We start from the raw sequence: 23,035 nt of genomic DNA, 5'->3' as shown, positions 1-23,035 counted from the left end.
AGCTATAAAAAGGAAAAGCATTCACATCCTTGACTTTCCCCTGCACGGGAAACTGTATACTCACATTATGTTATAGATTGGAGATGATATTTTGTTCAAAATCAGTGCATTTTCCAGGCTAAGCAAGGTCTCCTTAAAAACACTGCGTTATTACGACCAGATTGGCATACTTAAGCCGAGAAAAGTGGATTACGATACGGGCTACCGTTACTATTCCGCAGATCAGCTTCTTGAGCTCAACCGAATCTTAATCTATAAGGAATTGGGTTTTACATTGCCCCAAATTAAACAGCTGCTTCAGGAAGATATTTCATTGGAGAATATTCAAGGCATGTTTAAGCTGAAAAGAAGCGAAATCCAGCATATCATCGATACGGAACAAGCCAAACTCGTCAGGATTGAGGAGCGTATGCAGCTTATAGAAAAAGAGGGGCAATTCGAAACGGGTCAAGAAATCAGAGTCAAAGCAGATGGTGCTCAATCGTTTTTTTATCAGAAAACATGCGGGAAAGAAGAGGACATTCCGGATTTGTTTCGTCAATTTGATCAGTTATTAACAACGGAAATTCGCCAACTGATCCAAGGCCCTCAGGTTGTTTTGTGGAAAGACATCGACGGAAAAGAGGATGAGTTTGAGTTTGAAGTCGGTTATTTTTTAACCTGTGAGCTGCAATCATCACCAGAGCCATTTCAGCTACGGATTCTTCCTCCTGAACCGATGATGGCTACAATGGCTTTTCATTCAAATTCAAAATTTGATGGTGCGGCCTGTATTCATTTAGCTAAATGGATTGAGAAAAATAACTATCAAATCAAGGAAAACGAATTAGGTAGGGAATTATATTTACCGTTAACTCCAGAACGAGATGCACAATTCATAGAAATACAAATTCCCATTATAAATAGATAACTGAAGAAGGTGGAGTGGGGTAAATTGAAAAATAAACGGATCATCTATGTCCTGGCACTGGCTGTTTTTCTGATTGGAACCATTGAATATATTATTACGGGAGTCATTGAGATGATCGCTGTGGACTTGGGAGTATCTACTTCAGAAGCTGGGTTATTGGTGACTGTGTTTGCTCTCGCCGCGGCCATTGTCGCTCCGATTTTGATTGCATTAACGATCAATGCAGATCGCAAGAAACTACTAATGACCACCCTTGGTGTGTTTATTGCCAGCAACGGACTTATGTTTGTAGATCTTGCTTATGAAACAGTACTATGGATACGAATTATCCAAGGGGCTAGCGGAGGAATCGCTACCGTTGTAGCCATGGCAGTAGCGACACGACTCGTTGAAAAAGAAAAAAGGGGCAATGCCATCGGTATCATTTTGATGGGGCTTAGCAGTTCGCTAGTGCTTGGTGTTCCCATGGGCACATTTTTTAGTGAGATGTTTGGATGGAGAGTGCTATTTGTTTTAATCGGATTATTAAGTGTTCTTCCATTACTTATCATCTATAAAAAGGTTCCGGCAATCAAAGAAGAAGAAAAGGTTACCCTAAGAATGCAGCTCTCTATTTTAAGAAATCCAACCATTCTGATAGCCTTGGTTATTACGTTATTTTATGTCGGCGGCTATTCTACACTGTTTACTTATATTACGCCTTTCTTGCAAGCCACGTCCTCTCTTTCCATGACAGAAATTAGCGGTGTTCTGTTCCTGGCGGGCATTTGCAGCTTTGTCGGATCAAGAGTGGGCGGACAATTGGCAGATGCAAAGGGATCGAAATTTACCATTTGTCTCGGGCTCATGTTACAAGGGGCTACTCTTCTTTTATTCGCTCTAGCCGGAGTCAATCTCTTGGTATTAATCTTGGTTTTAATGATTTTTATGTTAGCAACTTGGAGTATTTCCCCAGCCCAGCAACTATATCTGGTTACTCTGGCGCCTCGAAATCCGGACATTGCTCTTAGCCTAAATACTTCGTTCATCCAATTTGGTTTTGCACTGGGATCTGGATTAGGCGGGCTAGTCATCAGTCGTACATCTGTCCTATATTTGAATTGGCTGGGTTTTGCCGCTGTAAGCATAGCTTTACTTCTTGCCATCTTACTATTTAAAAAAATGAGCAGTAGGACTAAAACTCCTATAGTTACTAAATAAGAAATGGACTGGACACCCACATCCAGTGCAATTTCAATGATGGAATATATCGTATTAAAAGAAAGAACCTAGATTAATGCAACTGCAAACAGTTCTATATCCGATTTAACACTTTATATGTATGGTTCATGCTGATCACCTCGATAATTCATTCGGTGAACGATGTAGTAATTCCTTCAACAAAAATCCCCGCCGACCAGTTAAGGTTAGCGGGGAGTTGCTTTGCTTACGTTTAAGCACCTCCGATGGTAACGTAAGGCTGAATACTATTGTGGTGGTTAAGGGCTTGATCCGGCACAGTAACAATAAACAAAAAGCTAGCCGCGATGATCAGCAGTACCATTTTTTTTAACATTGGTCATCCACACCTTTTCAATGAAATTTAAAAATGCTGCTTTAGTTTCTGAAACCGCATAATCCCGAAAATGTAAAAACAAACCCATACAGTTTATAAAATTAGTCTCATTATTTAATGTATGATAACTTACCATTGCATACATCAAATGTTTAAAACCATCAATGTAAGAGCCTCGATGTAAATAATAATAAGCTAACTCGTAACCAAACCACGCGATATAATCCGGTATCACCTGTTGGGTATACATATCATCTGATGATGGTTGCTGTTGTGCAAAAGCGTTTATTTCGGCTTCAAATTGTTGAAGTATACCTTCCACATCTATGTTATATTGGTTTGCTGAAATTATAACATTCAACAGTTTTGAGATTTTCTCATTCTCGTTAGTGGCTGATGTCACTGCAATATATTCAACATAATCTTGAAGCACACTTATATCTCCTGACAACAGTTTATATACGTAAGTATTACCTTCTGCCCAACTTTTAAACAAGCTAACCCAGTGTTGAGTGTCTTCGTCAGTCTCTTTGACCCAATCTAGATTAGCGTAGGTGTATGTATAATCTAGAGCTTGTTGATAGTCGCCTTGGGCTTCACAGACACTTGCACACAATAAATCGGCATATGAAATATATACAAACAACGGGCGACTTAGCTTCTTGGCAGACTCATCACGCTCTCGACTCTCTTGTTGATGTTTTAGCGAATATTGAGCTTTCGCCTTCTGCTTCATTTTTTTCGCCGCTTCATCTACCTTGTTCCATTTACGCAAAGACCTGTACACATTAGCCAAGTCCTTCAATGCATCAAGCTGGTCTATTTCATCTAGGCGTTCAATAAAAGCTTCAAATATCGTAGCTGCACTGAGATTGCGACTTTGATCGTCTCCAACTTGAATCGTGAATATACGATATTGACAGATGGCTAAACGTTCAGAATGTTGGTACTTCTCCGCTTCAGCTACGCCCTCATAGAGCAGCAATGCAGCCTCATGTCGTCCCTGTGCTAATAGTACTTCTGCTATATCAAATAGTTTAGGCGAATAGAGTACGTTGTCCATAATGCTTCCCACCACTCGACGGATCGCATCCAGCTTGTCCAACTCCGCACAGCGAAACAAAAACGGCTCGATTCGTCTCATATTCGGGGGAGTGTCGATGATGTAGTTTTCTATAAATAAGTCGTAAAAGTAGCCCTCCGGTAAATCCATAGCTTCAGTAATTAGGTCAAGCTGGTTAACAGACATAGACTTATTCCCCGTCACAATAGCACTTACTATTCCCCTATTCATGCCTGCTATATGCCCGAATTGCGTTAGACTCATGCTCTCTTGTTTTAAGTATCTGTCTAATTCTGCTCGTATCGTAGGTGTATGCTTCATGCCATAGCCACCCTTCGCATAAAAATCCCATAATTTTTAAAAACATACTTCATTTTTCACCAAAATTAACCACCTGTCAATATACTATGCAACTAATGTAAGAATTCGATTTTTAGCATGAAACAAAACAAAGAACTAATTATATATAGCATAATAATCCTACTAAAAAGACCTCAGCGTAGAAGATTGTCCAAAACCACAAAAAAGCGCGCCCTCCAAAAGCTTGGAAGCCGCGCTGTGCTTGAGTTTATAGCTATGCTGGTGAAGGGAATTGAACCCCCGGCCTACGCATTACGAGTGCGTTGCTCTACCCCTGAGCTACACCAGCAGGTCAGTGTAACTGACAACAAAAACTATTATACTCTTAGTTACATAAAAATCAATCACTTACATCAACTTTTTCAACTAGGATTTGGATTTAGTTCGGTAACATTTCCTGTCGCGGTGCCCGATAGTTTCTCTGCGACGGAACGGAGCTTTTGGTGGCTGGAGGAAGGCTTGTCACGGCGATCATCAATTTTGACCGAGGTGGAAACACGCTTAGCTCCAGACAGGAATGGCGCTTCGTGCAGCGCAGCAATGGCGGTGAACACATCGTCCAACGAACCTTCAATAATCGTACTCATGGAGGTAAGCTCATAGGTAATTCCTTTTTGCGTCTTCAACACTTTTTGCATCTGGGCAACGTAGTCGCTCAGGCTTGTACTCCCCGTTCCAATCGGGATCACTGTCACTTCTGCAATAGCCATCGCCAAGTTCCTCCTTTTAATTTAAAATCGTCACTTCTTTAAAAATCTAAAACCTCAGTCCGATAGAACGAGCAACCTTATTTCACAAAAAAAGTTCATATGTATGCTGCTTGTTTCTGTAGGAAACATCTTTATCATTCATTGTACCGTTCAAACTGCCTCAATTCAAATACAGCCCGCGACTTCTCTGCATATTTTGATTTTCCATTCCTTTTCCTTTACGTATGGCTTCGAATGTTGCTATAATACTCCTTGCACTTATTTGAAATTTTAAGTTTATACACACAATATGTTGGGTTAAATATTCATAACACGTCTAAATATAGTGATGTAGCCGATAAATCGTACGGGAACCATCTTTTCCCCCTTCATTGGCAGGTGCATCGCTATTTCTATGTTATTGGATTACATACAGCCCCCAAATGCTGTCTGACCATCGCTTTTTTCGCCATTATCTTCTCATCATGATCATTTTCATGCTATTCCCAAGTATGATTCCAAATCAGGAAAGCGAGGAATTAATCCTATGCCACAACTCGTAACCAAACCAAACAATCGCCAGTTGGCTTTTGATGAAATACGCATTTCCGTATATGCCGACCGTGTACTCAGCGGGCTGGACAAGCTGGATAAAGATCATCTCATTCGCGGTGTAACTAGCAAGCTACGCCGGGACGAAGTCACGGGGGATGACATCAGCAACGCGTTTGCGATGGCTGCCCTTGAATTGGTTAGTAAGGAAGAACCGGACTGGAAATTTGCCGCTGCACGTGCTTTGCTCACTTCCTTGTATAAAAAAGCTGCTACTCACCGACGTTACAAATCCTATGCGGACGAGCCTTACGGCGCTTTTTATCCGCTGATTACCGATTTGGTCCAAAAAGGAATTTACCGTCAAGAACTGCTCGACTACTATACCAAGGAGCAGATTGATGAGCTGGGCGATTCCATATTGCCGAAAAATGACCTGCTGTTCGATTATATCGGGCTATTAACGCTGTCTGAGCGCTATTTGGCCAATGATTTTGATGGACGCGTAATGGAACTGCCGCAAGAACGCTACATGATCATCGCGATGTACCTGATGCACCAAGAGCCTGCCGACAAGCGTATGGAGCTGGTCAAGGAAGCATACTGGGCGATGAGCAACATGTACATGACGGCAGCTACACCAACCATGTCCAATGCCGGAAAAAAGGTGGCCGGACAGCTCTCCAGCTGCTTTATCGACACCGTAGACGACTCCCTGGAAGGTATTTTCGACTCCAATACGGATGTAGCCCGTCTTAGCAAAATGGGCGGCGGCATCGGCGTGTACCTCGGTAAAGTACGGGCGCGCGGGTCCGATATCCGTGGACATAAAAATACAAGTTCTGGCGTCATTCCGTGGATTCGTCAGCTGAACAATACAGCTGTTAGCGTAGACCAATTGGGTACTCGCAAAGGTGCAATTGCCGTATATCTGGACGTATTCCATAAGGACATCCTCGCGTTCCTTGACCTGAAGCTGAACAACGGTGACGAGCGGATGCGTGCACATGACGTGTTCCACGGCGTATGTCTGCCCGATCTGTTCATGGAGCGGGTCGAAGCACGTGGTGAATGGAATCTGTTCTGTCCGCATGAAGTGAAGAAGGTGATGGGCTGGAAAGATGACAACGGTCGTCCACTGGGCCTGGAAGATTTTTATGATGAAACCTTCGGTTCAGGTACCTTCCGCGAAAAGTATGAGGAGGCGTCACAGCATCCCATTCTCTCTCGTATTACAGTGCCTGCCATCGACATCATGAAGCGCCTGATGAAATCACAACTGGAAACAGGTACACCGTACATGTTCTATCGTGATACGGTAAACCGGGCCAACCCGAACCGCGCCCATGGTATGGTATATTCCTCCAACCTGTGTACGGAAATTATGCAAAACCAATCTGCAACTGTAGTAGAAAAAGAAGAATTGGTCACCAAGGACGGACAAACACGCATTGTTATTTCCAAAATCCCTGGCGACTTTGTTGTTTGCAACCTGAACTCCATCCATCTGGCTCGTGCGGTTCCGGCAGGTGTGCTGGATCGCCTCGTACCGATTCAGGTACGTATGCTGGATAATGTTATTGATATCAACAACATTGAAGTGCTGCAAGCACAATATACGAACAGCCAATATCGCGCTGTCGGTCTGGGTACATTTGGACTGCATCATCTACTCGCACTGGAAGGTATCCGTTGGGAATCCGATGAAGCGGTAACCTATAACGATCATTTGTATGAAAAGATTAACTACCTGGCAGTCAAATCCAGCATGGAGCTAGCGAAAGAAAAAGGCCGTTATGCGAAATTCGAGGGTTCTGATTGGTCTAGCGGGCACTATTTCACTTCCCGTGGCTATACGGACGGTACACGTGAAGGCAAATTTGTCACTACGTCCGAGTGGAGCGAGCTTGCAGAAGAAGTCAAACAAAATGGTGTCCGCAACGCATGGCTGTTCGCCATCGCGCCTAACGGTTCCACGTCTATCATCGCAGGCTCTACCGCCAGCATTGATCCATTGTATGAGTTGCTTTCCTATGAAGAGAAAACAACTTACAAGATCGCTAACCCAGCACCGGACTTGAACGAGAAAACCATCTGGTACTACAAGACAGCTTTCTTGCTGGATCAACACGCTTCGATCAACATGGCTTCTGCACGTCAGCGTCATATTGACCAAGGCCAAAGCTTTAACCTGTATGTACGTCCCGATATTAAAGCAACTGAATTTTTAGAGCTGCACATCCATGCCTGGAAATCAGGTATGAAATCGACCTATTATGTACGCAGCCGCGCACTGACGATTGAAGAATGTGATAGCTGCGCATCCTAAACTAAAGGAGAGAAGCTCTCATGCAGTTACAGAAGATATTTAACACGGAAGCGCCAAATCGCTCTACCCGTATTATTGAAGGCGAAAGCTCCGGTATTTTGAATTGGAACGATATTCGGATGCCGCATATGTACAAACTGTATAAAGTGCTGCTGCTGAACCACTGGATTCCAGATGAAATTCCGATGTCCAAGGACGCGTCCCAGTTCCCTGTGCTGGATGCCGAAGAACAGCGCACCTTCAAAATTAACATCGGCCTGCTGGCTGTGCTGGATTCCATGCAAACGATGTTTGTCGGGGATGTAAAACGCTATTTTACCGATTCCTCGCTGGAAGCTATTTCGGCGATTATCGGGCAGCAGGAAGTGGTCCATAACCAGTCCTACTCCTACGTTCTGTCTTCTTTGGTGTCAGATCAGGAACAGAAGGAAATTTTTGAATACTGGAAAAACGATCCTGTCCTGCTGGAGCGTAACACATTCATCTCGGATATTTACCAGGAGTTCCGCGATGAGCAGAACCCGCAAACCTTTTTCCAAGCGATGGTAGCCGATTTGATTCTGGAAGGCATTTTCTTTTACAGTACATTTGCTTTCTTCTACAATTTGGCCCGTGATCAGAAAATGATGGCGACCAGCCAAATGATCTCGTATATTCAACGTGATGAAAATCAGCATTGCTACTTTTTTGCTGAAGTGTTTAAGCAGCTATTGTCCGATTTCCCTGAGCTGAACACCAAGGAAAATACGGACTATGTCTATCGTATGATTAACCGCGCTGTGGAGCTGGAAACGAATTGGGCGCATTATACGCTCAAAGAGGTTCGCGGCATCGACTTGAACGAGCTGAGCGATTATATCAAATACATGGCAAATATGCGCCTGAGATTGCTTGGTATGGACAAAGCATACGAAGGCGTAGATGTAAACTGTATGCCTTGGATTAAACCATTCTCAGACGAAGCGCTGAATGCGACAAAAACGGACTTTTTTGAAGCAAAATCACGCAATTATGGCAAGGTCGGAGATGACAACGGATTTGACGATTTGTAAGTCATAAGATACAGCCTTAACTCGGTACTTACCGGGCTAAGGCTTTTTTCATGAGAATTTACGCAAATACGCAAAAAAAATCATGAAACATCTGAATTACTATTCATATTTTCCTATTTGTACACGATATATATGAAGGTGAAAAAAACATAGTAAGGAGCATATTATGAAAAGCAGCGTTAAAAAAAGAATGGGATTACAATCCAAACTCTACTTCATCTTGCTCATTCCTTTAATAGTGATTGGCGTCATTGTTCTGTGGACGACCAATCAATCTATCCAAAATGCTTCTCTATCAACCATGCAGCTAAACAATGAAACGCTGGCAAAGAACACGGCACAGTTACTGGACAAGTCCGCAGTCAAGAGCTTAAACACTAATTCATCTGAGCAAAGCAGCGAGTATAAGCAGCTTCGGAACGAGTTAAATACGCTCAGGTTGCAAACTGGAATCCTGTACATCTATATGTACAACCGGGTTGGAAATGAGTGGAAAATTACAGTGGATGGAGCCGCATGGGACGACAAAGACTACAGTCCATTCGGAACTCCTGTAAGTTTTACCCTTAAAGAAACGGAAGAGAAATTAAAACAAGGGGAAACGGTAACTACAGATATTACAACGGACCCTGAGTGGGGGACGATGTTTTCCTCCTTTACTCCCATTAAGGATACCGATGGAACCATCATTGGATATTTGGGAATCGACAGATCCCTGTCCTCTGTGACTGAAGTATACGAACATACCTTGCCCGAGGCCTACCGATTAGTTATCCCTGTTATCTCCATCATTCTGATCATCTCAATTGCGGCTATGATGCTGGTAACCCGACGGATACTGCGTCAGGTGAGATTTATTAAAAATACACTGGAGCAAGTAGCCGACGGCAACCTTACGGTTACATCGTCGCAAGTAACATATGATCAGTTAGGCGAAATCAGCAAATTGACGAACAAAATGGTGGAAGCCATGTCGAATATGATTGTGGATATTCAAAGCAGTTCAAGCACACTCCAGCACGCATCGGAGAATATCGTCGTGACAACGGAAGGAACACTCCACCAGACTGAGGAACTGTCCCGTACACTCCAGCAAATTGCCGATGTCTCTATTAACCAAGCGGATCAAGCGGTGGAATCGGTTCAACAATCTGATCGATTAGGACAAACGCTGGATGAAGTCGGAAGCCATGTGCAACAATTTACGGATACGGCCCATCATCTCAATGAGGTTCGTAATCAGGTAGCTAGTGAGCATGAACTGTTATTAGAGAAAGGACGAGAAAGCGCCTTGCGTATCAAGCAGATGCAGCGCATGTCACACGCGTTAACCGAAAAATCCCGCGAGGCGGCTAACATCGGTCAGCAGGTACAGGGCATCGTAAAGCAGACGCAGATTTTGTCCTTTAATGCCTCTATTGAAGCCTCACGTGCAGGCGAAGCTGGCAAGGGTTTTTCTGTGGTCGCTCATGAAATGGGACAACTTGCCCAGCAATCCGCCATTTCGATTCGTGAAATCGATGAAATCTTAAGAAGCTTTGTTGAGCAAATTGAGCAAATGGGTGATCAATTTGATGAAAACATAAAGACCGTCAATGAACAAGAAGTACAAATTTCGGTATGTCTACAGTCTGTTGACAAAGTCACCCAGGTTTCACAGGAAGTTCAGGAGTTAGCTGCACATCTGGCTCAATTGACGGCAGAGATGCAAGAGGTACGTCACAGCGTAGATCAACATTTAAATCACACAGCCAGCGCGGCACAGCAGACTGCCGGAATGACAGAAGATGTATCAGCAAGCGCTCAGAAGCAGGCCCTAGCGGTAAAAGAACTATCCGAAGTAGCCCGCAATCTGACCACACTATCAAACAATCTGCAGCGACATGCTGACCAGTTCCGGGTGAAAAACGCTGAATAGTAAAAAAGGGATTACCCATGCATGATGAATTGTGACTCGTAAGATGAACCTTTGAAAAAGCGTTTCTTTTACGGGTCATTTGCGTTTTCAACAGATGAATACAAGATGTGTCTGGAGCGGATCAGTGGCAGATGATCTATGCGTGCGTGTCGACTAAGAGGCACTTCTTTTCTTTACATACTAAACATGCATCTGTGCTGATTGCCCATGATTGGCTATTTGCGGCTTCAGTTCATCCATGATGCATTCAGCCGCTTCCTCGCCAGCCTCGACGCATTCAGGCCATTTTGTAAAATCAAACGCCGCAATATGTCCGACTTCAGGGCGAATAACAACGTCTGCTAGCCGGAGACTATTATGCTTTCGTTCGGCGGTCATCAAGCTGTAAGAGCGGTATACAACTTCCACCATATTTCGCGGCGGCTTCTTTTCATGTCCCCGTGCCACATCAACAGCAATTACTAAACAATCTGCTTCCCGACTCATCTCTTCTACAGGCAAATTGTTTAATACCCCTCCGTCGACCAGCATCTTGCCTTCATGCATCACAGGAGCGAATAAGCCAGGAAACGCCATCGTAGCCCGCAGTGCTGTCACCAAATCACCTTGTTCAAAAATGAATTGCTTGCCTTCCAGTAAATCGACAGAAACAGCTTCAAAACGGATAAGAAGATCCTCAATCTTCTGCGTATGCTGTCCATACTGCTGCAGTAGCTCATTCACCACCGTATTCATGCTGTTACCGCCAATTAAACCACGATGGCGTATGCCGATATCCAACAGGCGGTATTTAGGTGTCTTTTTAATACAATCCAATAGAGCATCCGTAGGAACACCCGCCGCATAAAGTCCGCCAACAATGCCGCCCATACTCGTACCGACGATACAATCGACCTGAATCCCGTGTCTTTCGAACGCTCTCAGTACCCCCAAATGAGCAAGTCCTCTGACTGCTCCCCCACCCAAAACCAATCCTACCTTCGGCATATACGCAACCCCTTTACATGTATTTACTGCATGCGTCCAAACACACAAAAGACCCAAAAACTAAACGTAAGGAGGCCAGCTTCCTCTCCTCACAAATGACTCATTCCTGTTATATTCAAAAATGAAAAGCCTCGCTTAGAAAATCGGAAAGCAACCCTTTTTCCTCGTCAGAAAGATCCGAAATGGATTGCAGAAAACGGGAAACCAGCTCCGTAATTTCAAGGCCTAGTTCATCGTTCATCGTTTGTAAGGCCATACCCAACACAGTGCCAACAAACATGGTCATGCCCATTTCCTTGCTTGGCGCTGTAAGGACAATCCGCTGAATCCAGGGACCTCTTTTACCTCCCAGCTTCTTCAAGTACATCAAAAGCAGCCCTATAATATAGGCACAAAAATTGATTCTGACACTGGCTTCAGGAATTTCAGCCCAAATTTTTCGGACCGCCTCATTGGGACCTGTATTGTTCAAATCCTTGAGCAATCCCGAGATATTCTCGACGGTTTTTTTCCAATCCACCAGATCCACTAATTCATTCCGGGACTGGTTGAACAAATCCGAAGCTTTATCTGTAGGTACAAATACAACCTGTGAACGTCCGGTTACCTTGGTATTCACCTCATAGCTGCGCGTAATAAACCCGAGCTTTTCAATTTCTTTCAGCATGTCATAGGCCGTCCACTTACTAACCCCTAATGATTTAGCCAAGGCCTCATAATGAATAGGTAGTTTTGTTTTTTGGTACAGTTCCACTAATGTATGCAAAAATTGCAGTCGGCGTTTAGTAAGTGACACGATAGCGTTGTAACCTCCCTGTGTAATTCTCTATGAATTCGTTTTTGGGTTTTTTGTGTCTAAATATTAGCACTGAATACCCATATAAGCAAGCCTCATAATGATTATTGATTCTCACACAGCGGGCTGCTCTTTTACATATTTCCTTTTTAATTGGCTTGTGTTATATTTTTATCCATATCGTTTTTTGGTTTTTTTGGTCTTTACGGTCTTTTGTGTGATTATTTTATTGGAGGGAAACGTTCATGCAATCAGCTCTCAAGCCCAACGGCATTACTATTACGGGTGCAGGATTCTATGTACCGGCATCACTATTCACCAATTTGGAATTAGCCGCATCTCTGGATACATCCGATGAATGGATCACTCAGCGAACAGGTATCCGTCAGCGATATATCGCAGAAGCATCCGCAGAAACCTCTGATCTTGCCGTCCTGGCTGCAACTCATGCTTTACACCGTGCTCAATTATCATCGGAAGATGTGGATCTTATTGTAGTGGCAACGTCCACCCCTGACTATGCTTTCCCTTCCACGGCCATGTTGGTCAAGCAAAAGCTAGGAAGCCGCGCACCTGCATTCGACTTATCGGCAGCCTGCTCCGGTTTTGTATATGCCCTCTCGATCAGCAGTGACATGATGAAGGCAGGTGCATACCACAACGTCCTGGTGATTGGAGCAGACAAGTTCTCCAAAATCGTAGATTGGCAGGACCGTAATACCTCCGTTTTATTTGGAGATGGAGCAGGTGCTGTTGTCCTTCAATCTCATCCCGGTGCTTTCTCGTCTTTTTCCTTGCTTGGCTCGGAAGAACGTGGAGCAGACATGCTGATCTCCCCCGTCACAGGGCCTATTACAATGCATGGACGAGAGGTTTTCAAGTTTGGGGTGCGCATTCTGGAATCTATGTTGACTAAAGTTATGGAGGAATTAAGATTAAGCATAGATGATATTGCTTTGATCATTCCGCATCAGGCCAATATCCGAATCATTGAACATGCGGCAGTTAAGTTGAAAATTCCACTGGATAAGTTCTTTATAAATATCGAAAAATACGGAAATACGTCAGCTGCTTCTATTCCCATTGCGCTCGCGGAAGCTATGGAACAGCAGCGAATTCAAGCTGGTGATATTGTCGTCCTGGCTGGCTTCGGCGCAGGATTAGCCTGGGGTGTTCAAGTTATTCAGATCGCATAAATTCTTCAGTTCAACAGACAAAAAGGAGTAAACTAAAATGGAGCATTCGCAAACGTAGCGAGTGCTCCATTTTTATGTTTTGAAAGCCAAGCAGAGTTCACCTTTATCCGAGTAGGTGCATACATATAACCTAGAAGTGTGTATTCAAGCACTCCAGACTCATACCTGTTCTTATGATGGAGGTAGCGCGGCTGTTTTCACCTGTTTCGTATAAGAAGGATAGCCTCCCGTATGCTGGAGCATTTCGATTTCACGCAAAATACGCGGCAAGTCAGCGACCGAGTTCATCACGATGTGGGCTCCTGCCCTTTTCAAACCATATACACTCTGTCTGCGCCGTTCCTCAGCCACTCTGTCATCCGCTTCATGGCTGGTCGTTTGAGCTGCGGTCGTCACGCTTTCGTTATGGTTCAACACACCAATCGTCCATACACCGGCGTTCCGTCCCTCTTGCATATCGGCTACTGTATCTCCTACTTTCACAATATCGCTAAGTGGGAATACCTGCAAGCGATGTGCAATTTCATAGATCATCCACGGATAAGGCCTCCCCTGCGAAACTTCACAAGGGGCTACCATACAATCCAACGTATAGGGTGACTGTGCAGGCGTAAACTTGTGACTGAGCATTTCCATCGGACAGGATGCAGTGGCGCCTGACTGAATGCGACGATCCTGCAACTCCTGCAGCGCCCTGTCTATACCGATAGCAGGCTCAGCCCCTTGGATCAAGGAGCGGAGAACAGGGACAAGCTCAAGATAAATATGCTCAATATCCGCTCTGCCAGGATGCGCACCAAAGCACTCCAGCCATTTTTTCCGAACCTCTGAAAGTCCCAGCACATTCGCAATATGATCCCGGATCGGCATTCCTCGCCCATGAGATACCTGTTCTTCAGTTACCTGTATACCTTTCCATCTGAAAATGTCACGCATTCCCTGGGTTAAGCCTCGTCCTCCGGGGTCTAACAATGTACTTTCGAGATTAAAAATAACCGCCTGTATCATGCAATCCCCGCCTTTCCGTACCGCGGCTATCCGCAATCTTTATTTTGCTTAGGAACATGATACACAGCTAACGTAAACTGAAGTGTCGTAAACGGTAAGCGGATTGTAATTGAAAATAAATTCCTTGATTGGTTATGAATACCGAGTGTGATAAGAGGAGGAGTCGCAACATGAGACAGCCTTGGAATGAATTTAATTCCAAAATGCCTTGGCGGATGGAGCTTGGTTGTTATGCGCTGAATAAACTGGCCTGTGGAGGATTGGTTTTTGGTCTCTTATGGGTCTACTGCTATCTGACAGAGGAAATAACAGGAATTCCTCTGACTATAGCAGGCAATAGTGGTGAACTGACCGCGCAGCTGTGGGCCTATGGTTTTGCCCTTCCTGCCGCTCTTGCCGCTGATGCGCTACGCGATCTTTTACCCTGGCTTCGTAAGCCCGAGCAACTCACCCTATACCTCGCTGCAGGATTCAGCGTCTTTCTCCTGCTAGGTTCTTTGATGTCGCCTGCCGGAACGGGCATTTCATGGAGCAACGGCATAGCAGGTGCAGGGATTACACTGCTGTATTATGGAGGAAGGTACTGGCTGAACCGTGAATATGGATTACAGATCATGTTGGCCTTCCTCCTGCCACTGCTGCTATGGCCTATAGGGCTTCAATAATGTCGCCAGCTATCACAGAGGCAGGATGCTGGCGATGACGTGCGGCTGTTTCTCCAGCCGCACCATGCAGATACACGCCAAAGGCTGCTGCCTGCGCAGCATTCAGACCCTGGGCCAGCAAACCTGCGATGATGCCTGTCAGCACATCGCCCGCACCGCCTGTCGCCATCCCAGCATGGCCTGTGGTATTGACGTAGGCTGTTCCGTCGGGACAAGCGATGACAGTGCGCGCTCCTTTGAGCACCAGCGTGACCCCACGTGTTCGGGCGTACTCCCGGGCATGGGTGATGCGGTCACGCTGCACCTCTGCTGTCGGTATGCCCAGCAGACGAGCCATTTCACCGGGGTGCGGCGTTAGTACGACCGCCGCACTTCTCGGCTTCCAAGCCTCCAGCTCAGGCCCCGCCGAGGCGAGGATGTTCAAGGCGTCCGCATCAAGCACGAGCGGACCGCCGTATTCCTCCCACAGGCGGCGCAGCCAGCCAGTGTCTCCTGCAAAGCGGCCGAGGCCGGGGCCGACGGCCAGTACATCACGTGCCTGCGCGAGCTGTAGCAGCTCGTCTGCGGAGTCGGCATTCCATTCGCCGTCTCCGCCTGCTGCTGCGGCAGCGAGCATCAGTTCCGGCGCGGCGCCAATGACGCGCGGCAACAACGCCTCGGGCACCGCCCACGTGACAAGGCCGCTGCCGATGCGCAGAGCGGCACGTGCGGCCAGCAAGCCCGCGCCGCTCATGCGCAGGCTTCCGGCCGCGACGAGAACATGGCCGTAGGTGCCCTTGTGCCCGTCCGGCACGCGGCTGCGGCTTACATCCACATCCAGTGCAGCGCGCAGCGTGTCACGGGTCAAGAGCCGCAGCTGCACGCCACACTCACGTGCAAGGCCGGGTGGAATACCGATGTAGCGTACCACCACATCGCCTGCAGTCCCGGCGCCCGGATATTGGACGAGCCCACGCTTCAAGTAGGCGAGGCATACGGTGACGCGCGCACGAATGCACGGCTCGTGCAGCGTACCTGTGTCGGCGTCGAGGCCGCTAGGCACGTCTACCGACACGAGCGGCACGCCGCTGGCATTGGCCTCGCGGATCAGCGAGGCGTAGGGTTCGCGCGGCGGGCCTTGCGTGCCCGTGCCCAGCAGGGCATCGACGATGCCGGAGGCGCCGCGCAGGTCGAGGGTATCCCGGCCATAGAGGATCACCGGGATACCCAGAGCCGCGATGATGTCGCGCTGCGCAGCCGCTTCACCACGCAGCGTTTCTGGCGGCTCGACGTACACAACGGTGACGCGCAGCCCTGCATCCGTTAGATGGCGGGCTACTACCAGTCCGTCACCACCGTTGTTGCCTTTACCTACGAGGATATACCAGTGTTCTCGTTCCCGTAAGTCATGTCCTCCTTGACTCCACGACTCTGTCCGTATAACACCGCCATGTCCCGGTATATCCCCCGGCCCTGTGTGTGTAACCTCTTCTGCCCACTGCGGCCCTAACACTTCAGCACGCTCAATCCCACGTGTTAGATCAGAAGTGCCTACTGAGAAGCCGCCATTGCTCTTCCCACTTCTCTCGGCACGTAGCTTCAATACCTCGTCAGCTACCGCGCACCCGGCATTTTCCATCAACGTAAGGGCCGGGATACCCAGCCTGTCAATTGTGTACCGATCCAATTGCCGCATTTCTTCGGCGGTCACCATATACATGCTTTTCGCCTCCCATATGGCTATCCCTGCTTATTAATACCCGACTGTAAAACGGGAATTGACAAATTCCCCTTCTACTAACTCATCAATCAGGGCTACCGCATAATCTTCGACCGAGATACGGCTATGGCCTAATTCGTCAACCACCAAATGATCCAAACCAATACGGAACTGTCCTGTACGTTTTCCCGATTCAATCATCCCGGCAGGACTACAATAGGTCCAATCTACATCCGCAGCGCGGTACAGCTCCAGTGCATCTGCATGGGCAGCCGCCAGCGGCTTCACTTCCTCCGGAAACTCGGCGGTATCCATGAGGCGTTCACCGTTTTCTGTTTTCAGACTTCCCGCTCCACCAACGACAAGTATGCGTTCCGCGCCGGAACGCCGGGTTCCTTCCAGCAAAGAACGAGTCGCTTCGAGCAGTTCTTCCTCTTCTCCAAACTTGGGACCGTACGCGCTAATGATAGCATCGTGCCCTTTGGCCACTTCCGTAACAGAATTCGGATTTAGAATATCTGCTTGAACCACCGTCAAGTATTCACTTCGCTCCGTCACACGTTGGGGGTCGCGGACCGCTGCTGTCACTTCATACTTGCGCTTGATTGCTTCCTTTACTAACGCTTGACCAATGGTTCCAGTTGCTCCAAAAATAATAACTTTCATATAAATATGCCTTCTTCCTGTCTATAATTTACTTACTGTTATTTATCCGTTTTATCTCCAGCTTAAACCCGTGCAAGATATCGATTCGATGTCTTATGATGTTCTGTTGCAATTTTTATATTTTTATCCATACCGAATCTACCCTCCTGCTTGTATCTTGTCTATTTTACCAAAAAATACTTCATATATCCTGGTCAAAGGTATACAAGCCCTTGAAATGCCTGTGTAGTCTGTGCAATAGTGTAGAAAGAACAATGGAAGGAGGGATTGCGGGTGTCCCCGACGGACTTCGCGGCGTTAGTCGCATATATCTCACCCGGTCTGATTGCCTTCCTGCTGGCGTTATCTTTGCTGGTATGGCTGTATGTTCACAGTGCAGCCCAGCTTCGAAATTCGCGTCAGCAGCGGCTGGAAGAATTACAGGAATCGCTGCGTATCTATGGACGATTAGCTGGTTGTCTCCAAACCGCTACCCAGAATGGGTTCAATAACAGCGAAAAGCAGTACCAGAACGGACTCATCCACGCTCTTCAGGAAACCAAAGCTGCTCCCTATTTGACCCCTCACCTTCAAGAGCAGGTTCAAGCATCCCTTCGGGAATGTGATACGTTCCGCAGAGAATTGCTTCTCAAATCACTGGAGCGTGAAATGAACAAACTCATCGAGGAACGGCGTCTGGTTCTGCTGGAATCTCATGCTCCGGGCTGGGGAACAGCATTGTGGAAGCTATTACGTCCAGCAGCTGGTCCGTTGGCGCTGGCAGGAATCGTCTGGTTGGTCTCAAGGCTGGTTGTGGAACTGATAGCCTCCAGCCATGTCGATGTTAGTCTGCCCGACACTGCACAATCTGCCTCATGGCTCATAGGGTATGCATGGATGAGGTTCGTTTCCGGCTTGATCGCCCTACTGTATGTATACCGGCTGATGACCCTGCGCAGGCAAAATGATCTGGACGTGACGGCATCCCATTTTCCAACAAGCCTGTTGTGCATGGTAATCGCCGCTGTCGCTCTGTTTCAATGGATCGGACCGGAAGCGTCTCCCTACATACTGGCTGTGCAGCTTGTGCTGTTCTTGATTGGCTTCCGACTTACCCGAGGCCGCTCGCGCAGTGATCGTCCTTATGTTGGTCACCCCGGCTTGATCAAGGCAGATGCTTCTCAACATCAGGATGTACACGCAGCAGATAAAGATAAAACGGCTGGCTCTTCTTTGGCAGAAGAACATATCCGGTCCTAAACACCAAAGGCACTTGACTCTATCCTGTATCCACCCTGCAAATCACATACCATCACAGGACATCCCAACAACAAAGAAAGAGTTCATGGGGTGTCCTGTTTTTTGAACAATTTCCGGCTTTTTGAGGGGTTAGGCTTGTGCCAGTGATCAAGGAAAGGGTATATTGTTTATATAAATGTAAATCATATCGTTTTTTATGTATGATTATTGAAAAAAATCCATATATGTTAAACTACCATCAATTTATGATGTGCGTTAGAATTGGAGGAACTATGCAACTGGACATTTCTGAAAAATCACTTCCCGTTTATGAAGCGCTGGCCAGTGAGGTTCGGCTAAACATGATTGTTCTGCTTGCGGAGAAGCCTATGAATATACGTGAGCTGGCGGAAGCGTTGGGGCTCAGCAGTGCGATTATGACGATGCATGTCAAGAAACTGGAGAGAGCGTCCATTATTTCGACCAAAATGCTGCCTGGACGAGGCGGGGTACAGAAAGTGTGCTCACTGGCTACAGACAAAATTGAAATCGCCATGCCACGCTACCAGCAGGATGTACGACAATTCCATCAGACGGAGATTTCTGTCGGACACTTTACAGATTTTGAAATACAGGCGACCTGCGGACTGGCTACCGTCGAAAAGATCATTGGTGAATTCGATGAGCCTCGTTCATTCTTGGACCCTGAGCGCTTCAATTCCAAAATTCTATGGTTCAGCCAAGGTTATATGGATTATAAGGTGCCGAATTTCCTACTGTCCAGCCAAAAAGCTGAGGAACTGGAAATTTCGATGGAACTATCATCCGAGGCCCCTTTTACCAATGATAATTGGCCTTCAGATATCACTTTTTTCCTAAATGATGTGAATTTGGGTACATGGACCAGTCCAGGGGATTTCGGGGATAACCGTGGTAAATACACACCTGCATGGTGGCCTGATTTTATTAATCAATATGGTCTCCTTAAAAGACTTCGCGTTACCTCTGAAGGCACCTTTATGGATGGCAAACAGATATCCGACGTGACTTTAAGCCAAGTGCTAATTGATCAGAAGCAATGGAAATTCCGCATTGCCATATTGGATGATGCCCAGCATGTTGGAGGGGTTACCCTGTTCGGTACCGGATTCGGTAACTACAATCAGGACATCCTGTTCCGTTTGTACTACAAACATACAGAAAATCATGCCAAAACAGTAGCGGTAGAAGCTGGCGATAGCAGTAAGTAGCTTTTAGACCACTTCAAGACCTGAACACGGCGTTTTGCCCATGCCTTTCATGGGAAACAAAGCGCCGTGTTTTATTTTTCATCCACTTATATTGTACTCTTTTGCCACATGCTATCCGATTAGCGAACAGGTTCAATACATACAGGTGAAGGAACCTCCAGCACATATCCCGTTCGGGTCAGCCGTCCATCCTCACTATGGACGGCAAAGGATACGATGTTGTTTCCATCCTGATTCGCTACTACCAGATAACCGGACAGGATGTTGAAGTTACGGGGTGTGCTGCCGAAGGTTTCCACCCATTCAACCGTCTTCAGCTTGCCGCTGTCCAGATCGACATGGTATAGCACGATGCTGTCATGGCCGCGGTTTGACACATACAAAAAGCGTCCACAGGGCGTAATCCGAATATCGGCTGCTGTATTTTCTACATCTATAATGCCTTCTGGCAGTGTGGACAGGCTTTGCAGCAATGTAAGCTCACCATTACGTTCGTTATAACTAAACACAGCGACTGTATTGTTCAACTCATTGGCGACAAAAGCATATGGACGCGAAGGATGAAAAACCAGATGACGCGGCCCAGAACCGGGTGGCAAATCTGTCTCACGATGGGTCACCAGTTTTCCATCCTCTGTCAAACGGTATACCACAATCTGGTCCAGTCCCAGATCACATACCATGGCATACTGTCCTGAAGGATCTGGAATAATCGAATGCGGATGTGCCGCATCCTGGCGGTCCTGGCGAATACCTGAGCCGGTATGCTGAACTTGTCCCGACATGTCTCCTAATCCTCCTGCTTCCGTCGCAGGGAACACAACGGCATTGCCGCCTGAATAGTTAGAAGCCAGCACATATCGTCCATCGGTTGTTACGGAAACATAACAAGTATGCGCTCCCTCCGTCCCTTTTCGATCCAAAGGATGTAATTCCCCCGTCTGGGCATTCACCTGATACGCATACAGCTCGCCTCCTTCTGTTTCACTGGCAGCATACAGCTTCGTCCCATCCGGGTGTAGCGCGAGAAAAGAAGGCCTCTCCATTCCTTCCACACCTCCAACAATGCGCAGATCACCATTGGTCACACGCAAAGCACATACATATATTCCTCTTTCCTGACGAGACGCATAAGTTCCTGTATAAAATAACTGCTCTTTCCGCTCTTCCATCGGCTCTCATCTCCTTCTAGCTGTTTTTTTACATATTATCTGGCTTTTAGCTCTACTTTTGTCTTGTTGTAAACTCATCATGCATTATTACCCAAGATTCTGTCGTTTCATTAACGTTTCGCGATGTATGCAAAAAAAATAGCCTCCTTCGGCGCCATCTGCGGTTCACAAGAACGTCACAGTTCACACCAAAAGAGACTAATTTCACGAAAAGAACAACATTAAACCGCTGTGGTTTGCGTATCTCTGCTTTTCCATTTTACAGCCAGACCCAAACTAAGAATGAGAATGGCTGCCCCAAAAATGTATGGCAAATTGATATGCACCTCGAACAATGTACCCGCAAGCGCAGGTCCTAGAATATTACCAATACTCATATAAGCATTGTTCATGCCAGCTGCAACTCCCTGTTCATCCCCCGCCATTTTGGATAAAGCAGTATTAATGGCTGGCCGAAGCAACGACGTAGCGGTAAAGAAGATGAGCGATACCCCGAGTACATAATAAAAGTTGCCAGAGAGCAGCATAAGCACAAGGGAAATCGCCGAAAACAGAAAGGAACCGATGATGACACCTTTTTCGCCAAAACGGTTTAACATCGGACTGATTACCACAGCTTGAATCACGGTTCCGACCAGTGCACCTACGGTAATAATGATAGCAATATCACGCTCATTATAATGAAACTTCCCCGTCACAAAGAAAGGAAACATCGTTTCAAAATGTGTCAGTCCAAAGGTTAACGTGAATATCATAATCAGCAGCATAAAGTAAGGCTTGCGGAAAGAAAGGGCAAACTGTTTAATCACATTGTCCCGTTTGGCCTTGACATTCCGAAACTTCAACTGTTTTTCCAGCGATAAGGTTTCGGGTAGCATAATCAAGGAAATCAGTGCAGCTACGCCCGATACGGCCGCCGAAACATACAAGGGCGTACGAATCGAGATATCTGCCAGCAAACCGCCCACACCAGGACCGATCACAAAGCCAAGAGACATGGCGGCACCCAACAGCCCCATTCCTCTACCGCGATTGTGGACCGTTGTAATGTCAGCAATATAGGCCATCATCGGAGGAATCATAAAGGCTGCCCCTGCACCACCCAGTAAACGGGAGATATACAATGTGGTCAACGATTCCCCAATCGCAAACAATACAGAAGAAGCCGTCATGATTACCAAACCGATAATAATCATTTTTTTACGTCCGTATTTATCGGACCATTCTCCCGCTAGCGGCGAAAACAGGAATTGGGTTAAGCCAAACACAGCAACCAAATAACCACCCGTTTCACCACTGCCTCCCAAGGAGCTCATAAACTTAGGGAGGATCGGAATAATGAGGCCAATTCCCAGCATGGCAATAAACATATTAATCATCAAAATGACCAGCGGTCCCATTTTCAACTGTTGTGAATCTGACATGTTGCGTTTTGTCCTCCTCAGGTTCTTTATTTCGTATACGAAAATCTTATTTTGCAACCATTTCAGCAAAACTCTTCATTATATTAATAGAGCGAGAGACAAATAACAATCATAAAATACTTCCGATAACCCTGAATCTTTCCTTTGACAGGACAGCAAAAAGGAACAACCTGAAATGGCGATGTTGTCCCTCTCATACGAACGACCAGGGTGAATTTCTGGAACGGTCTGGCGGTCCCTACGATCCCTATTGTGGATCTTCGAATAGCTCCTGTATCATCTTTTCCTTGTTATTCAGAAATTGCTTCGTGATGATAAAATGATCGGTTTCCTCCAGTGTCCGGATGTCGATCCCTTCATGTGTCAAATGATACAAGATGGAATCTGGATACGCCATCAAAATGGGGGAATGAGTAGAAATGATAAACTGTGAGCCCTGCTGCACCAGCTCGTGAATCCGTGCAAGCATGGCCATCTGGCGCAAAGGCGATAACGCAGCCTCCGGTTCATCCAAAATATACAATCC

19 protein-coding genes and 1 tRNA gene are annotated in these 23,035 nt (G+C 46.4%); 9 read left to right on the top strand and 11 right to left on the bottom strand.

Annotated features, from left to right (window positions below):
- The first annotated feature begins 91 nt into the window (after window positions 1-91).
- Together GRP75_RS03360 and GRP75_RS03355 are read left to right on the top strand one after the other, a co-directional pair.
- Window positions 92-910, top strand: coding sequence for a MerR family transcriptional regulator (locus tag GRP75_RS03360; protein ID WP_160788598.1), 819 nt, complete (start codon window positions 92-94; stop codon window positions 908-910).
- 24 nt (window positions 911-934) lie between these two features.
- The gene (locus GRP75_RS03355; RefSeq protein ID WP_160788597.1) at window positions 935-2,110 is read left to right on the top strand and encodes an MFS transporter; all 1,176 of its coding nucleotides are present in this window, start codon (window positions 935-937) and stop codon (window positions 2,108-2,110) included.
- A gap of 317 nt (window positions 2,111-2,427) precedes the next feature.
- Here the strand turns inward: GRP75_RS03355 and GRP75_RS03350 are convergent, their stop codons facing one another.
- The 3 genes from GRP75_RS03350 to GRP75_RS03340 all read right to left on the bottom strand — a co-directional run bounded on the left by GRP75_RS03350 (window position 2,428) and on the right by GRP75_RS03340 (window position 4,598).
- On the bottom strand, window positions 2,428-3,849 hold the full coding sequence (locus GRP75_RS03350) for a hypothetical protein (protein WP_023986752.1): 1,422 nt from the start codon (window positions 3,847-3,849) through the stop codon (window positions 2,428-2,430).
- Window positions 3,850-4,105: 256 nt separating this feature from the next.
- Window positions 4,106-4,177, bottom strand: a tRNA-Thr gene (locus tag GRP75_RS03345).
- 73 nt (window positions 4,178-4,250) lie between these two features.
- Window positions 4,251-4,598, bottom strand: coding sequence for an MTH1187 family thiamine-binding protein (locus GRP75_RS03340; protein WP_013308518.1), 348 nt, complete (start codon window positions 4,596-4,598; stop codon window positions 4,251-4,253).
- A 526-nt stretch (window positions 4,599-5,124) separates the two neighbouring features.
- Between GRP75_RS03340 and GRP75_RS03335 the strand changes: the two genes are divergently transcribed.
- The 3 genes from GRP75_RS03335 to GRP75_RS03325 all read left to right on the top strand — a co-directional run bounded on the left by GRP75_RS03335 (window position 5,125) and on the right by GRP75_RS03325 (window position 10,428).
- Window positions 5,125-7,458 (top strand): ribonucleoside-diphosphate reductase subunit alpha, encoded by a 2,334-nt coding sequence (locus GRP75_RS03335; protein WP_160788596.1) that lies wholly within the window; start codon window positions 5,125-5,127, stop codon window positions 7,456-7,458.
- Between the two features lie 20 nt (window positions 7,459-7,478).
- Window positions 7,479-8,510: a ribonucleotide-diphosphate reductase subunit beta gene (locus tag GRP75_RS03330; protein WP_023986750.1), complete on the top strand. Its 1,032-nt coding sequence runs from the start codon at window positions 7,479-7,481 to the stop codon at window positions 8,508-8,510.
- Between the two features lie 166 nt (window positions 8,511-8,676).
- Window positions 8,677-10,428, top strand: coding sequence for a methyl-accepting chemotaxis protein (locus GRP75_RS03325; RefSeq protein WP_023986749.1), 1,752 nt, complete (start codon window positions 8,677-8,679; stop codon window positions 10,426-10,428).
- Between the two features lie 180 nt (window positions 10,429-10,608).
- Here GRP75_RS03325 and GRP75_RS03320 read toward each other — a convergent pair whose 3' ends face one another.
- Entirely contained in the window at window positions 10,609-11,415 is an 807-nt protein-coding gene (locus tag GRP75_RS03320; RefSeq protein WP_025723693.1) for a patatin-like phospholipase family protein, read from the bottom strand.
- Between the two features lie 115 nt (window positions 11,416-11,530).
- Window positions 11,531-12,211 carry a LexA family transcriptional regulator gene (locus GRP75_RS03315; RefSeq protein WP_025723692.1) on the bottom strand — a complete coding sequence of 227 codons (681 nt, stop codon included), beginning with the start codon at window positions 12,209-12,211 and terminating at the stop codon, window positions 11,531-11,533.
- Between the two features lie 245 nt (window positions 12,212-12,456).
- Here GRP75_RS03315 and GRP75_RS03310 point away from each other — a divergent pair, with 245 nt between their 5' ends.
- On the top strand, window positions 12,457-13,407 hold the full coding sequence (locus GRP75_RS03310) for a beta-ketoacyl-ACP synthase III (protein ID WP_071559402.1): 951 nt from the start codon (window positions 12,457-12,459) through the stop codon (window positions 13,405-13,407).
- A 171-nt stretch (window positions 13,408-13,578) separates the two neighbouring features.
- On the opposite strand, the gene GRP75_RS03305 is transcribed toward GRP75_RS03310, so the two are convergent.
- Window positions 13,579-14,415 (bottom strand): HAD hydrolase-like protein, encoded by an 837-nt coding sequence (locus tag GRP75_RS03305; RefSeq protein ID WP_023986748.1) that lies wholly within the window; start codon window positions 14,413-14,415, stop codon window positions 13,579-13,581.
- A gap of 170 nt (window positions 14,416-14,585) precedes the next feature.
- On the opposite strand from GRP75_RS03305, the gene GRP75_RS03300 reads away from it, so the two are divergent.
- On the top strand, window positions 14,586-15,080 hold the full coding sequence (locus tag GRP75_RS03300; protein WP_023986747.1) for a hypothetical protein: 495 nt from the start codon (window positions 14,586-14,588) through the stop codon (window positions 15,078-15,080).
- On the opposite strand, the gene GRP75_RS03295 is transcribed toward GRP75_RS03300, so the two are convergent.
- A complete protein-coding gene (locus GRP75_RS03295; RefSeq protein WP_160788595.1) occupies window positions 15,064-16,779 on the bottom strand; it encodes an NAD(P)H-hydrate dehydratase in 1,716 nt (571 codons plus the stop codon). The genes GRP75_RS03300 and GRP75_RS03295 overlap by 17 nt on opposite strands.
- 33 nt (window positions 16,780-16,812) lie before the next feature.
- Window positions 16,813-17,445: an NAD(P)-dependent oxidoreductase gene (locus tag GRP75_RS03290; protein ID WP_023986745.1), complete on the bottom strand. Its 633-nt coding sequence runs from the start codon at window positions 17,443-17,445 to the stop codon at window positions 16,813-16,815.
- 273 nt (window positions 17,446-17,718) lie between these two features.
- Here GRP75_RS03290 and GRP75_RS03285 point away from each other — a divergent pair, with 273 nt between their 5' ends.
- Window positions 17,719-18,684 carry a hypothetical protein gene (locus GRP75_RS03285; protein ID WP_160788594.1) on the top strand — a complete coding sequence of 322 codons (966 nt, stop codon included), beginning with the start codon at window positions 17,719-17,721 and terminating at the stop codon, window positions 18,682-18,684.
- A 272-nt stretch (window positions 18,685-18,956) separates the two neighbouring features.
- The gene (locus GRP75_RS03280) at window positions 18,957-19,913 is read left to right on the top strand and encodes an ArsR/SmtB family transcription factor (RefSeq protein WP_023986743.1); all 957 of its coding nucleotides are present in this window, start codon (window positions 18,957-18,959) and stop codon (window positions 19,911-19,913) included.
- A 119-nt stretch (window positions 19,914-20,032) separates the two neighbouring features.
- On the opposite strand, the gene GRP75_RS03275 is transcribed toward GRP75_RS03280, so the two are convergent.
- The 3 genes from GRP75_RS03275 to GRP75_RS03265 all read right to left on the bottom strand — a co-directional run.
- On the bottom strand, window positions 20,033-21,085 hold the full coding sequence (locus GRP75_RS03275) for a lactonase family protein (RefSeq protein WP_160788593.1): 1,053 nt from the start codon (window positions 21,083-21,085) through the stop codon (window positions 20,033-20,035).
- A 221-nt stretch (window positions 21,086-21,306) separates the two neighbouring features.
- Window positions 21,307-22,509, bottom strand: a complete 1,203-nt coding sequence (locus GRP75_RS03270; protein WP_028541191.1) for an MFS transporter — start codon at window positions 22,507-22,509, stop codon at window positions 21,307-21,309.
- A gap of 247 nt (window positions 22,510-22,756) precedes the next feature.
- Window positions 22,757-23,035: AAA family ATPase (locus GRP75_RS03265; protein ID WP_160788592.1), on the bottom strand; the 279-nt coding region annotated here is incomplete at its 5' end.

The organism is Paenibacillus sp. OT2-17, assembly GCF_009827695.1.
Classification (GTDB): domain Bacteria; phylum Bacillota; class Bacilli; order Paenibacillales; family Paenibacillaceae; genus Paenibacillus; species Paenibacillus polymyxa_B.
Note: the sequence above shows the minus strand (reverse complement) of the source record. Positions and strands in the feature narration are given on the sequence as shown.

Bases quoted from the DNA above. Each gene is read 5' to 3' on its own strand.
- GRP75_RS03350 (WP_023986752.1), bottom strand. From the start codon at position 3,849: ATGAAGCATACACCTACGATACGAGCAGAATTAGACAGATACTTAAAA.
- GRP75_RS03340 (WP_013308518.1), bottom strand. From the start codon at position 4,598: ATGGCTATTGCAGAAGTGACAGTGATCCCGATTGGAACGGGGAGTACA.
- GRP75_RS03335 (WP_160788596.1), top strand. From the start codon at position 5,125: ATGCCACAACTCGTAACCAAACCAAACAATCGCCAGTTGGCTTTTGAT.
- GRP75_RS03330 (WP_023986750.1), top strand. From the start codon at position 7,479: ATGCAGTTACAGAAGATATTTAACACGGAAGCGCCAAATCGCTCTACC.
- GRP75_RS03325 (WP_023986749.1), top strand. From the start codon at position 8,677: ATGAAAAGCAGCGTTAAAAAAAGAATGGGATTACAATCCAAACTCTAC.
- GRP75_RS03320 (WP_025723693.1), bottom strand. From the start codon at position 11,415: ATGCCGAAGGTAGGATTGGTTTTGGGTGGGGGAGCAGTCAGAGGACTT.
- GRP75_RS03310 (WP_071559402.1), top strand. From the start codon at position 12,457: ATGCAATCAGCTCTCAAGCCCAACGGCATTACTATTACGGGTGCAGGA.
- GRP75_RS03305 (WP_023986748.1), bottom strand. From the start codon at position 14,415: ATGATACAGGCGGTTATTTTTAATCTCGAAAGTACATTGTTAGACCCC.
- GRP75_RS03300 (WP_023986747.1), top strand. From the start codon at position 14,586: ATGAGACAGCCTTGGAATGAATTTAATTCCAAAATGCCTTGGCGGATG.
- GRP75_RS03295 (WP_160788595.1), bottom strand. From the start codon at position 16,779: ATGTATATGGTGACCGCCGAAGAAATGCGGCAATTGGATCGGTACACA.
- GRP75_RS03290 (WP_023986745.1), bottom strand. From the start codon at position 17,445: ATGAAAGTTATTATTTTTGGAGCAACTGGAACCATTGGTCAAGCGTTA.
- GRP75_RS03280 (WP_023986743.1), top strand. From the start codon at position 18,957: ATGCAACTGGACATTTCTGAAAAATCACTTCCCGTTTATGAAGCGCTG.
- GRP75_RS03275 (WP_160788593.1), bottom strand. From the start codon at position 21,085: ATGGAAGAGCGGAAAGAGCAGTTATTTTATACAGGAACTTATGCGTCT.
- GRP75_RS03270 (WP_028541191.1), bottom strand. From the start codon at position 22,509: ATGTCAGATTCACAACAGTTGAAAATGGGACCGCTGGTCATTTTGATG.